The following is a 13,516-nucleotide window of genomic DNA, read 5'->3' as shown; positions in this document are numbered from 1 at the left end:
GATAATCATATCTATCGATGAATATTGGTGCAACTAAAAATAGCAACCCTTAGCTAAGATCATAGCTTTGGGTTGCCTTTTTAATTAGTTGAATCTCGCTGAATTAATATTGGTTTAAAGCGATATAATTTTTGTTCATCAGCAAGATGTTCTTTTTTGATTTTTGCTAGGAGCAATGATGCCGCTTTCTGAGCCATTGGTAAAATGGGTTGTTGCAATGTTGTAATGGAAGGTGTTAAAAAATTTGCATATGGTACATCATCCACAGCGATTACTTGTACATCATTAGGCACATGTAAATTTCTTTTTTTAATATAAAGCATTAATTCTTCAAAAATACGATCATTTGCCGCAATGATTCCCTTTGGTGGTTGTTCCAATGTAAATAATTGATTGAATATCTCTGCCATCTCAGCTGGTTCACCATTTATTATATAGCGCTCATCAATGAACAGATTCCTGTTTCTGAGCGCTTGACGAAACCCTTCTAAGCGTTCGACACGAGGAGTAATCGGTAAGGCTAAAGAGGTAGTGATAATGGCTAATGGTTGTTTGCGGAACGTCTCTACTGCCGTATTCATGGCAGAAAAATTATCAAGCAACACAGCTGGAATATCTACTCCCTCAATAAAACGGTCAATAAAAACGATTGGCATTGCTTGTTGATGAAGCCTTATATAGAGATTTTTATTTTCTCCCGTTGGAAAAACGATTAAGCCATCTACCTGTTTTTCTAGTAAAGTTTCAATATGCTTTTTCTCTTTTTTAGGGTTATCCGCCGAGTTACATACAATCATATGGAAGCCCTCTTTATCGAACTCTGCTTCCAGTGCATTTATAATTTTCGTTGAAAAGTCATGGATAATATTCGCCACAATAATACCAATTGTAAAGGTAGATTTCTGTTTTAAGCTACGAGCCATTAAATTTGGACGATATTGCAATGCTTCAACAGCTTCTTCAATTTTCTTACGAGTGTCTGCACTCATATATTCATATCGCTTATTCAAATATTGCGATACTGTACTATTCGAAACATTTGCATATTGTGCAACATCGGCAATTGTTGTTTTTTTCACTAAAATCAATCTCCTACCTATAAATATGAAAACTCTCCTTGGTATTATGTAGCATAGCATACTTTACTGGTTAAATTAACTATTCAAATAGTTATACACTTGTTCAGGTAAATCAATGCCCTTATCCATTGTTTCTGCACTACGATTCTGTTCAATCTCACCAGGCACCAGTACTTGATCAAAATTGGGTGCTGTTGGCGCATCATGTAATTCATTAATCATTTGTGAAATATTTTCTTTGAATAGCTCGACGTCACCAAAAATAGTTGGATCTAATACATATAAATATTGTCCAAGATTACGTTTCTGTTCATAATCACCATACATTTTTGAAATATGTGGACCAAAAGCTGCACTTGCTAAAATTCCAGAAAGAACATCTACTACAAGTGCCATCCCATATCCTTTTGGTCCTGCAAACGGTGTTAAAGATTTGACTTGGTGAGGATCTGTAGTTGGCGCACCTTGTGCATCAACTCCCCACGAATTTGGGATTGTCTCGCCTTTTTCGCGTGCATATAAAATTTTTCCGAGTGCTACATTGCTTGTTGCCATGTCCAAAATGATCGGTTTATCGTTGGTTGGAAAACCGTAAGCTATTGGATTCGTACCAAAGTAAGGCTCTTTTCCCCCAAAAGGAACGACTGCTGAGTCGGTTTGAGAGCACATAATAGCAATTAAATTTTCGCTCGTTGCTTGTTCAAGGAAATAGCCAAGCGCCCCACAATGGCTACTTTCTTGAATAATCGTTGTACATGAGCCATGTTCCTTAGCTATTTTAATCGTTTCATCCATCGCTTCCTTACAAATGACATGCCCAAAACCATTATCCCCTTTAAAAAGAAGGTGATTTGTGCCTCTTTTTTCTAATGAAAAATGGGGGTTTTTCGTTATGCCACCTGCCTTTAAACGTGTTATATAATGCTCCACACGCATAACACCGTGAGAACTGACACCACGTAAATCTGCATAAATCAAAACATCTGCTACTTGCGCTGCTGTTTCAGCGTCAACACCCTCAGCTGTGAATTTTCGAACAACGATTTCTTTTAATGCTGGTACAGAAATATTCATTGAAAACCCTCCCCATTACTTAAAATAGATTTGTGCTTTATTCGTGTTGTATTGTTTTGCCTCAAAGTAAGAAATCGCTTCATCGAATGCAATATTTTTCGTGACATAGCCTTGCTTTATAGCTCCTGACTGCATGTAGCTCATAACCGTCTCAAAGTCTTCTAACGTCGCATTGCGGCTGCTTTTCAACGTTAATTCCTTGGAATGAAATTCAGGATCATTAAATGTAATGGTCTTCTTCATTAAGCCAATAAACACTAATGTGCCACTATTTTCTACATACTGGAATGAAGATTCCATTGATTGTTGATTGCCTGTTGCATCAAAGACAACTGTAGGTAGTTCGCCATTAAATTTATCATGTAACTGGGCCTTTACGTCATGACTACCAACAATCACGCCATCCGCTTCCGTCCATGCCTGTCCTTCTTTTAAACGTTCTTCGTTTAAGTCCATTAACACTGTTTTTGCGCCACGTAATTTAGCAAAACGAGCCGCTCCTAATCCAATTGGCCCTGCACCGATAACAAGTACCGTATCATTTGCTGTTAGTTCTGAACGACGTACTGCATGGGCACCAATAGCTAATGGTTCCACAATGGCTAATTGGTCACCTGACACAGCATTATCAGTAATCACGATACTGTCATCAACTACGATATATTCGCCCATACCTCCATCCATATGTACACCTAATACTTTCAAGGATTTACAGCAGTTCGTTTGACCTCGACGGCATGCAACACACTCTCCACAATGGATGTATGGAATAACTGTTGCACGATCACCTACTTGAATGTCCTTCACTGCTTCACCGACTTCTTCTACGATAGCAGCTAGTTCATGACCTAACACACGTGGATAACTAAAGAATGGCTGTTCACCTGCAAAAGCATGTGTGTCTGTTCCACACACGCCAATATGTGTGATTTTTAATAAAACATCATGACTTCCTTCAATACTCGGCTTGTCTACTTCACGTTCTACCATTTGAAATGGTTCATTAATTATTAATTGTCGCATGCTATTTCCTCCAATAAACTATTAATTGTGGATAATTGCTGAATAACCTTGGTTGCATCACACTGGAAATGTTGTTCGATGAATTGTTGCATTGGCTCTGTCTGACCTTGTTCAAAATGGTTATGGATTTCAGTTAGTTTTTCAATAACTTGATCCGATTCACGCATGGAAAAGCGTGTTGGATTCATTGCATACATCCCTAATGCTAAAGCTTGATAGTAAATTTCTGTTTCAGCATATGGAGCAATACGTGTTTGCCACTTGGATAACTCATTTAATTGAATATCATATAGCTGATGCTCAATAAATGGGTTTAAAAAACGTTCAAAGACATCTTGCTGATAGTGTTCATCCACTTGGAATCGTTGAGTAAAATCGTTTGTTACTTTTTCAATAAAGGCTCGAACGCCTGCATGAGAAAATACCTCTCTTACAGTTGTGTAGTTAAAAATCTTGCCGAATGCTGAAAGCAAAATATGACTACCATTTAAAATGGCGACTTTGCGTTTCCGATACATGTCTAAATCATCAAAGACAAAAGGGAAATCAAGACTTGTTGGCCAATGTTTAAATGGCTCTTTTTGATCAATTACAAATAAGAAGTACGGTTCACAAACTGTGTAAAGGGCATCCTCCCCCTGATAATCTTGTGGATAACCTGTTACAATACGGTCTACAAGTGTATTACAAAAAGCTAAAGTAGCCAGCCATTCATTAAATGCTGTAGGCAAATTCCAGTCTTTAGCATGCTGTAGACAAATCGTTTTTAATGTAGAGCCATTCTGTTCTATTAATTCCAAAGGCACAATTGCCAATTGTTTTTCACCTTGAAAATGATTGTAATATTGTTCTAGAAAGACGGTTAACTTTGCTGCATAGCTTGTTGGACAGGCAGTAGGATAAGGAATATTTTCGTAATAAATTCCTGCCTCTGTTGTATTAGACACAATCATTTCTAATGTTTCTGACTGGGCATATTGTAAAAATGTATGCCAGTTCTCATACGGATGAATCGTATCTTGAATAATCTTAACAGTGGTTTCTTCTTCTACAACCTCACCATTTTTTAACCCACGTTCCATCACAGTGAATTGTAACTGTTGTTCTTCTAGCTGTTTGACTGTTTTTCCTCTTGCTGTTGCTGCAACTGAAACGATACTGCAAGGGACTTGTAGTTGTTCAACTGCTAGGTCAAAAAAGCCTCTAATAAAATTCCCATCACCTATTTGCATTATTTTAATAGGATGTTTCATGTCATTTCTCTCCTACATCGTCACGCCATCTTTAAAAATGGCGATTTCTTTGAATCCATATTTCTCATTATTTGTTTGTACTTCTCCTGAAGCTAGCGCTACTATATAATCCATAAATTCATCGACTAATACATCCATCGGCTTACCTTCCACTAACTGCCCTGCGTTAAAGTCAATCCAATTTTTTTTACGTTCATAAAGGGGTGTATTTGTTGAAATTTTGACTGTAGGTGTAGGTCCTCCAAACGGTGTTCCCCTACCTGTTGAGAAAAGGACAATTTGGCAGCCTGTTGAGGCAAGTGCTGTTGTTGATACAAGATCATTTCCTGGACCATTTAGTAAATGTAGCCCCTTTGTGGACATACGGTCGCCATAATCAAGCACCTCTTTTACCTCTTGGAATCCCCCTTTTTGAATACAGCCAAGTGACTTTTCTTCCAATGTTGTTATTCCACCCGCTTTGTTTCCTGGGGAGGGATTTTCATAGACAGGTTGATTATATTTAATAAAATACTGTTTAAAATTATTTACTAAATGCACAATATCCTCAAAAACAGAGGCATCTTTTGCACGTTCCATTAAAATCTGTTCAGCCCCAAACATTTCTGGAACTTCCGTTAACACCGTTGCACCACCTGCTGAGATCAATTGGTCAGAAAATACGCCAATCATCGGATTAGCTGTAATGCCAGAGAAACCATCACTACCGCCACATTTCAAACCGATTTTCAGTTCTGAAATAGGTAATGCTTGTCTTTCAAATGTCGTCACATAGTCAAAGGCTTTTTCAAGTAATAGTTGACCCTCTTCCATTTCATCTGCAGATTCTTGAACATTTAAAAAGGCTACGCGTTGTTCATCATAATGACCGATTGTTTTCTTAAACAGCTCAATATAATTGTTCTCACACCCTAGCCCTAATACAATCACTGCCCCTGCATTTGGGTGGTGAATTAAATTAGCTAATATTTTTTGTGTATACGTTAAATCATCACCGAGTTGTGAACAACCATATGGATGGGCGAAATGCTGTACACCATCAAAATTGTCAGCCTTCAATAATTGATTGCCCAACTTCGCCAGATTTTCAGCTACTTTGTTAATACATCCAACCGTATTAATAATCCAGATTTCATTTCGCACTCCAACCTGACCATCTTTTCTACGATAGCCCTTAAACGTGCGCTGTGCATGACGAGGTTCGGCTACAGGATGTGTTTTTGGATTAAATTCATAGCTTAATTCACCCGATAAATTGGTTTTCATGTTATGTGAGTGAACCCAGCTACCTGCTGAGATTTCTTCTGTCGCATGACCAATTGGAAAACCATATTTCATGATATGTGTATCTTTAGAAAGAGTTGTGATGGCAATCTTATGCCCACGTAGTACTTGTTGCTGTAAAGTTATTTCTGTCCCATCCAATGGAAGTAAAAAGCCTTGAGGAAGATCACTCAAGGCTATGGCTACATTGTCCATTGGATGAATTTTAATAACTGACTGATTGTTCATTTGAATCCATCCTTTCTATTTCTAAGCTATTTCTTTATGAACAATTGGTGTAACAAATTTAATAACTGCTAATGAAGCGATGACCGCTAAACCACCTGCAAGTAGGAAAGCCGCAGAGAACGTTCCTGTTCTGTCTACCAGGAAACCTGTTAAAGTTGGTCCAATAATACCTGCCGTGTTTGCAAGGAAGTGCATAAAGCCACCAACAGATCCAACATATTTAGATTCCACCACGTCATTGATGATTGCCCAGTAAATAGCACCTGTTAAATATAAGAAGAAAACAGAGGTAGCAACAAGCGCAACAGCACTAACTGTTGTTGTTACAATACCTGCACAGCCAATTGATACAGCGGCTAAGAATAAACATGTAACTAGAACGACTTTACGAGAGAATAAAACTCCCTTACGCATAAAACGTTTATAAATGAAATCCGATACAATTCCACTCATTGCTAAACCTAAGAACCCTAAAATCCATGGAATAACCGTCACAATACTCATATCTTTAACAGCCATTCCACGAGCTTCTACTAGATAGCTTGGGAACCAAGTTAAGAAAAAGAATAGGATATAGTTATAGGCAAAGAACGAAAAGGCTGTAAATAATACAGTTGGTTGTTTTAAATAGTAAGATAGACCACGACTATGATTGATATCTTCTGCTGCAATCTCTAAGTTTGCCATTGATTCTACACTGTCTTCTTTGTTCGGCTTTTCTTTTACCACTTTAAACCATACAATTGCCCAAATAAATCCAAGGATCATAATCGCAATAAATGAATATTTCCAGCCATATGCTAATGCAATATAACCGACAATTGGACCTGCAATCGCACCACCAAGTGGTGTACCACTATTGGCTAGCCCTACTACAGAAGCACGTTTATCTGCAGGGAACCAGTTGTTCACCATTTTATTTATGGTTGATGACAATGGTCCTTCCGCCATACCAAATACAATTCGAACAATAATTAATGAAGCAAATCCAACGACTAATACCATTGCTCCACTGAATAAAGACCATACAATCATCGCTACAAATAGCGTTAACTTGGCACCAAATTTATCGGAAGCCATGCCACCTAAAAAGTTGAAAATGGCATACCCAACAGAGAAACTACTAAAGATAATCCCTAATTGTGTTGACGTTAGATGAATATCTTCTTGAATAAATGGTGCTGCAATTGATAATGCTGAACGGTCTAAATAGTTAATGACACCCGCTAAAAATAGCATGACAATAACAACCGTTTTGCCATCTCCAAAAATACCTTGTTGTTTCATATCATTCACCCCTAAATTTGAAATAGATCCCCTTTGTTAAACGCCTGAGTATGCCATAAATCCACCATCAACAGGAATCGTTACGCCAGTGACAAATGCTGAGTATGTATCATCAGCTAAAAATAATAATGTCCCTAATAAATCTTGTGGTTTTCCAAAGCGTTTTTGTGGTGTAGCTGTAATGATTTTTTCTGAACGTGCTGTTAGTGAGCCGTCTTCTGTCAGCAATAGATTACGGTTTTGTTCGGTAATAAAAAATCCAGGTGCAATGGCATTGACACGTAAGCCTGCTTCTGCAAAATGCACAGCCATCCATTGCGTAAAGTTATTAATCGCTGCCTTTGCCGCGCTATATGCAGGCACTTTTGTCATAGGAGCATAGGAGCTCATGGATGAAATATTAATTATCGTCCCCTTCGTTTTCAGCAATGCTTCGCCAAAAACTTGGGCAGCTAAAAATGTTCCTGTAAAATTATTCGAGAATACGCTTTCAAAACCGTTTGGCGTTAATTCAAAGAAATTTGGTGTAGTTGATTGTTCTTTATATACTTCATCAGCAGTAATGGCATCTGGATGATTGCCACCCGCTCCATTAATCAGTACATCAATTTGACCATATTGCTGTAATATTGCTTGTCTCGCTGCTATTAATGACTCTTTATTTAAAACATCCACAGAAAAATTAATTGCTTCTCCGCCATTTTCTTTAATCGATTGGACGACTGCCTCGCCTTTTTGCGCCGTACGATTTAAAATAGCAACTCGCATACCTTGCCTAGCCAATTCCTTCGCCATCTCTGAGCAAAGAACACCACTACCACCTGTTACAACAGCCACTTTATTTTGTAATGCTTGATGCACCTTACTCACCTACTTTTAAAATAACTTTACGTACTTCATTTGGGTTTTTTTCTATAAATTCAAAGGCTGCTTTTGCTTCATGTAATGAGAAAGTATGTGTAATTAATCCTTGATGCTGTAGCTTTCCAGCATCAACAAGCTTCACTACGTTTTCAAATTGGAATGTCTGTAAACGTGATCCTTTGATCGATAATTCCTTTTTTGTGATTGGTAGAGGGGCAAGCTCAATGGCTTCCTCTCCAAAGCTAAGGACTACCACTCTTCCAGCAACTGAAACAGCATCAATAGATTGCTTAAATGTTAGTGGAATACAGACCGCATCAATAGATACATTGACACCTACTCCATCTGTCCATTGATTAACAGCCTCTAATAAATCTTGTTCTTTTACATTGACAACTTCATCCGCACCAAGTTCTTTTGCGAATGAGAGCTTAGCTGGATCCAAATCAGAAATCATCACGCGTGCATCCATTAATTTAGCCATCTTTAAAATACAAATGCCAATCGGCCCTGCTCCTTGAATCAATAGTGTCTCACCCGCCTGTAATTCACCACGATATACTGCTTGTGCGCCAATTGTATAAGGTTCGATTAAGACTGCTTCTTCTAAAGGTGTGTGGTCTGCTACTTTATGTAATTGCTTTTCAGCAACAACAAAGCGCTCACGCATACCGCCATCTTCATGAACACCAAAAACGGAAAGCTGTTCGCAGACATTTGGTTGTCCTTTACGGCAAGCATAGCACTCACCACAATAACGAATCGGTTCGACAACAACTTTGTCACCAGCTTTTAATCCTTGTACCTCTTGGCCAACCTCTAACACACGTCCAACAACTTCATGCCCAGGTACACGAGGCAATGTCGCTAATGGATTCGAGCCATGATAAATATGCATGTCTGAGCCACAAATACCAACATATTCTGTTTGAACTAGGACATCTGTTGACTCTGTTATCACTGGTTCTGCTACGTCAATTAAAGTCATTTCAAAAGGTTTGATTACTTGTAGTGCCTTCATACATGTCACCTATTTCTTTAGATTTTCATAAGCATCCCAAAGACCATTTAAATACATAATGCCAAGTGCTCGATCATATAAGCCGTAGCCTGGACGACATTGTTCTCCCCAAATATGACGACCATGATCTGGACGTACATAGCCTTCATAGTTTTGGTCATTTAATGTGCGTACAATATTTTTAATATCGATTGAACCATCCGAAGTAAAATGCGATGTTTCAAAGAAACTGCCATTTTCCATAATCTTGACATTGCGGATATGGGCAAACGGAGCACGATATGCATATTTTTCAGCGATGGCTACCATATCATTTTGTAGGTCTGCTCCCATTGAACCTGAGCAGAACGTAAAACCATTCGCCATGGAATCAGAGATTTTAATTAATTTTTCATAGCTTTCTGCTCCTGTAATAATGCGCGGTAAGCCAAAGATAGAATACGGTGGATCATCTGGATGAATCGCCATTTGAATACCTGCTTCTTCTGCAACTGGTAAAATGGCTTGTAAGAAGTAAGCTAAGTTGTCCCAAAGTTTGGCTTCATCTACTTCTTTGTACTGCTCAAATAATTCTGAAAGTCGGGCTAATCGTTCTGGTTCCCACCCTGGGAGTGTTAAATCCGAAGAAGCGCTTACTTCATTCACCAGTTCTTGTGGATCTAAATTCATGACCTTTTCCTTATCAAAATAGAGAGCCGTTGAGCCATCTTCTAATGGATGGAATAAGTCTGTACGTGTCCAATCAAATACCGGCATGAAGTTATAGCAAATGACTTTGACACCCACTTCGCCTAGGTTGCGAATAGATTGTTTATAGTTTTCAATATATTGATCACGTGTCGGCAATCCTAATTTAATATCTTCATGGACATTGACGCTTTCTACAACATCTGTATGGAATCCAAAAGACTGTATATAATCAACTTCATCTTGAATGGCCTCTTTAGTCCATACTTCTCCTGCTGGTAGATGATGAAGTGCCCAAACAATTCCTTTTACATTCGGTATTTGTTTCACATCTTCTAATTTCACTGTATCATTGCCACGACCATACCATCTAAACGTCATATTCATACTTCATTACCTCCTAGTTTGATAGATTTTCAATATACGCTTTGGCACGTTCAACTACACCTGCGTATCCATCTTTTGCAAATGCTTTATTTAAATCACTACCAATCCCAACTGCAACTGCGCCTGCTTCTAACCACTCGTTCATATTAGCCAAGCCAACACCGCCTGTAGGCATAATTGTGATATGTGGCAGAGGCCCTTTAACGGTTTTAATAAAGTTTGGTTCAAATTGATTTCCTGGGAATAATTTAATAATGTCACTTCCACCTTCAAGTGCTGTCACCATCTCTGTAATCGTCATACAGCCTGGTAAATATGGTATGCTATAGCGATTGCAAAGCTTTGCAATTGCAGCGTTGTAGCTCGGACTAACAACAAATTTTGCACCATTTAAAATCGCGTGGCGTGCAGTTTCAACATCCAATACTGTCCCAGCTCCAATTATTGCATCACTATGACGTAATGCTTTAAAGGTTTCTTCAACAAAAGGTGTTGTATACGTTATTTCAATTGCTCGAATGCCACCTGTAATTGCCCCTTTTGAAATTTCTGTCGCTTCTTCAGGTGAACTTCCGCGAATGACCGCTACAACTTTTGCATCTGACAACGCTTTCAAAATTTCGATTTTTTGCATTCCTGACAACTCCTAACGCTCAATTAGTTTTTCATCGCCGATAAATTGCCTTAATTCTTGCAAGGATGGGAGCCCTTCATTATCTCCTTTAATCGTGGCTACCAATGCACCTGCCCCATTGGCCAAACGGAGGCGTTCTACGATATCATCACCATTTAAATAGCTATAGACATAGGCTGCATCAAATGCATCCCCTGCTCCAACTGTATCAATGGCACGAATGGAAAAGGCTTCTCGTTCATACTGTTCATTAGCTGTATAAACCGTGGCGCCTTGTTCGCCTTTTTTCACAATAATTTCATCTATTTTATAACTCTCTTGAACGTCTTTAACTGTACGCCCTTCAAATAAAAGTTCAAATTCATCCTGTCCTGTTAAAAGAAGATTGATAGATGGGTACACTTTTTCGTATACCGCTCGGGCATCTTCTATAGACCATAGTTTTAAACGTAAATTTGGATCAAAGGATATAGGAATATTTTTTGCTTTGGCTAAAGCAATCAATTTCATTGCAACTTGAATATTATGTTCACATACCGCTAAATACACACCGCTAATATGTAATAAGTCCACATCATCAAGTACTGACTCATCTATACGGTCTTCTGTTAGCTCAAGTAATGGTGATGGGTTGCGGTAATAAAACGATTTACCTGCACCGTCTTCCCGAATTTCCTTGAAGTAGATAGACGTTGGAATATGTGGTGTTCGTAAGACATGTGATACATCGATTCCTTCACCACGCGCAAAGTTATAAATTAACTTGCCAAATTCATCGTCTCCAATACAACTAATCCATTTTGCTTCCATATCTAAACGTGTAACACCTATCGCAAAATTTAATTCTGCACCACCCACAGCTCGCTCAAAGGAAGGAACGAAACGTAGAGGACCTGTCTTAGATGGATTAAAAACGACCATTGCATCCCCAATCGTTGCAATTCGTTTATTTCTCAATATTTTCATCCCCTTCACAAGTAAAACGATTTAGTAAAACGTTTTACTAATACTAACATGATTTTTTTTTCGTTGCAACAATAATCCGATTATTTAGATTGTTAGCGTCAAATGATCATTATTGTCTTACATGCATAAAAAAACCTCGTAAAAGATAGAATTTAATCTATCCTTTTACGAGGGAAATTCATTATTATTGATAAAATGGCTTTACCTTGTAGCCGTTTTTCTCCAAATGATAGCGAATATTTTTATCGATTAGGAAGTGACCTGAACCAACAACAACAAAGTACTTACCTTCTTTTTCTTCCAATACATTCATGATTTTCTTTGCCATTTGTTCATCACGTAGACCAAATAGCATTTCATTAAATTCAGACGATGTACCTTCCATTGCTTGGAAGCTTTTTGCAAACTCTTCAACATTTCCTTGCTTCCAGCTTGTAAACCACTCTTGAAGAACTGCGGATTGATTCTCTTCAGATGGATTAATGATACTATCCAACACAGCGACTAATGACTGCTCCTGTGCCTCTGGTGATAATGCTTCAAACATATCAACCTGTGCTCTCGTACCTTCTAATTCAATCACTGGCTTTTGCTGCAACTGTGCATTCAATAAAAAGTATATATCGATACCGTGCATTGCCATCTCTTGTGGTGTCATACCAAAGGAGTCGTCCATTGCAAGCATTGATAATGCACTAGAAAGCATCCACGGCTTTTGCACTGTCAGCTGGTCCATAGGAAGATCATAAAGCTTTGCCACTTGTTCAAGCTTCGCATATGTTTCTGGTGCAACAGCATCTTTCAATGTTGAGCCATCTGTATACATTGCTTTTTCTGAATAGTATTCAAGTGCTTCCGTATCCAAGATATTCGCCTCTACTAACAGCGCATCCGATTCATCGAACGCCGTTACTAGTTTTTTATCGAATGGATATAAGTCTGGTGTTCCTAGATGAATAGAACCTAATAAGTAGACAAGTGTATCCTCATCCTCTACTATCCAGGCTACCCCCTTAGATCCTTGCTCTGCAAGTGCATATGTACTCTGAATAAAACGGACAGCTAGTAATACAGCCTGTTGAGTCGTTGCCTTTTTCTCTAACTGCAGTCCATTTGGAGAGCCTTGTAATATGTTATGCTCTTTCATAAATTGAACAGCATCTGTACCAACAGGTAAATCGTAGCGCGCGACGATATTATACAAGCGCTTCACAATATCACCACGTGTGTTATCGTTTTTCACACTCACTGGTTTATATTGTTTATTTTCAGCTAACCCTAGAGAAGCAACTTTCTTTTCCGTTAAAGCTAGAAGTTCATTTACTTTATCCACTGAAATTTCTTGAAGGAAGCCATCAAAGTACCATTCAGTTGAGTAAATTCCGTATTTTTCGCCCTCATTTAATGTTTCTATCGCCCATTCGCTAATCGATGGTACTAGGGGTGGTGTTTGCTCTTCTGCATGAATCACAGGTACAACTGTCGTCAGCATCAATGAGGCACCAAGCAACGCCGCACTCGTTCGTTTCATCATCTTTTTCATCAAATTCTTTTCTCTCCCTTTTCCTATTATATGTATCAGTATCGTTTGAAATTATACCATATAAAATCCAACTATTTTATACTTGAAAGTGAAAATATTGACAAATATGTATTGGCATTAACCTATCTTGAAATAGTTATGAAGAGGTTAAATTTAATAAAACGATGACAAATTATGATGTCATCG

The 13,516-nt window shown here is 38.3% G+C and carries 12 protein-coding genes; all 12 read right to left on the bottom strand.

Annotated elements, in window-relative coordinates:
• Nucleotides 1-80: 80 nt before the first annotated feature.
• A complete protein-coding gene (locus ACEVFT_RS07010) occupies nucleotides 81-1,079 on the bottom strand; it encodes a LacI family DNA-binding transcriptional regulator (protein WP_205446096.1) in 999 nt (332 codons plus the stop codon).
• 75 nt (nucleotides 1,080-1,154) lie between these two features.
• A complete protein-coding gene (gene allD, locus ACEVFT_RS07005) occupies nucleotides 1,155-2,153 on the bottom strand; it encodes an ureidoglycolate dehydrogenase (RefSeq protein WP_393948972.1) in 999 nt (332 codons plus the stop codon).
• A gap of 15 nt (nucleotides 2,154-2,168) precedes the next feature.
• On the bottom strand, nucleotides 2,169-3,176 hold the full coding sequence (locus ACEVFT_RS07000) for a zinc-binding alcohol dehydrogenase family protein (RefSeq protein WP_393948969.1): 1,008 nt from the start codon (nucleotides 3,174-3,176) through the stop codon (nucleotides 2,169-2,171).
• On the bottom strand, nucleotides 3,164-4,429 hold the full coding sequence (locus ACEVFT_RS06995; RefSeq protein ID WP_393948968.1) for a mannitol dehydrogenase family protein: 1,266 nt from the start codon (nucleotides 4,427-4,429) through the stop codon (nucleotides 3,164-3,166). Before ACEVFT_RS06995 ends, ACEVFT_RS07000 begins: the two co-directional genes overlap by 13 nt.
• Nucleotides 4,430-4,441: 12 nt before the next feature.
• Nucleotides 4,442-5,941 carry a UxaA family hydrolase gene (locus tag ACEVFT_RS06990; RefSeq protein WP_205446100.1) on the bottom strand — a complete coding sequence of 500 codons (1,500 nt, stop codon included), beginning with the start codon at nucleotides 5,939-5,941 and terminating at the stop codon, nucleotides 4,442-4,444.
• 21 nt (nucleotides 5,942-5,962) lie between these two features.
• Nucleotides 5,963-7,228, bottom strand: a complete 1,266-nt coding sequence (locus ACEVFT_RS06985) for an MFS transporter (protein ID WP_205446101.1) — start codon at nucleotides 7,226-7,228, stop codon at nucleotides 5,963-5,965.
• A gap of 36 nt (nucleotides 7,229-7,264) precedes the next feature.
• Nucleotides 7,265-8,098: an SDR family oxidoreductase gene (locus tag ACEVFT_RS06980; RefSeq protein ID WP_205446102.1), complete on the bottom strand. Its 834-nt coding sequence runs from the start codon at nucleotides 8,096-8,098 to the stop codon at nucleotides 7,265-7,267.
• Nucleotides 8,091-9,113 (bottom strand): zinc-binding alcohol dehydrogenase family protein, encoded by a 1,023-nt coding sequence (locus ACEVFT_RS06975; RefSeq protein ID WP_393948966.1) that lies wholly within the window; start codon nucleotides 9,111-9,113, stop codon nucleotides 8,091-8,093. Before ACEVFT_RS06975 ends, ACEVFT_RS06980 begins: the two co-directional genes overlap by 8 nt.
• 9 nt (nucleotides 9,114-9,122) lie before the next feature.
• The gene (uxuA, locus tag ACEVFT_RS06970; RefSeq protein ID WP_393948965.1) at nucleotides 9,123-10,187 is read right to left on the bottom strand and encodes a mannonate dehydratase; all 1,065 of its coding nucleotides are present in this window, start codon (nucleotides 10,185-10,187) and stop codon (nucleotides 9,123-9,125) included.
• 13 nt (nucleotides 10,188-10,200) lie between these two features.
• Nucleotides 10,201-10,821 carry a bifunctional 2-keto-4-hydroxyglutarate aldolase/2-keto-3-deoxy-6-phosphogluconate aldolase gene (locus ACEVFT_RS06965; protein ID WP_393948963.1) on the bottom strand — a complete coding sequence of 207 codons (621 nt, stop codon included), beginning with the start codon at nucleotides 10,819-10,821 and terminating at the stop codon, nucleotides 10,201-10,203.
• A gap of 12 nt (nucleotides 10,822-10,833) precedes the next feature.
• On the bottom strand, nucleotides 10,834-11,787 hold the full coding sequence (locus tag ACEVFT_RS06960) for a sugar kinase (protein ID WP_393948962.1): 954 nt from the start codon (nucleotides 11,785-11,787) through the stop codon (nucleotides 10,834-10,836).
• Nucleotides 11,788-11,971: 184 nt separating this feature from the next.
• Nucleotides 11,972-13,321: a TraB/GumN family protein gene (locus ACEVFT_RS06955; protein ID WP_393948961.1), complete on the bottom strand. Its 1,350-nt coding sequence runs from the start codon at nucleotides 13,319-13,321 to the stop codon at nucleotides 11,972-11,974.
• Nucleotides 13,322-13,516 lie beyond the last annotated feature (195 nt).

The sequence above is a fragment of the Lysinibacillus sp. PWR01 genome, assembly GCF_043359455.1.
Taxonomy (GTDB): Bacteria; Bacillota; Bacilli; order Bacillales_A; family Planococcaceae; genus Lysinibacillus; species Lysinibacillus fusiformis_F.
Note: the sequence above shows the minus strand (reverse complement) of the source record. Positions and strands in the feature narration are given on the sequence as shown.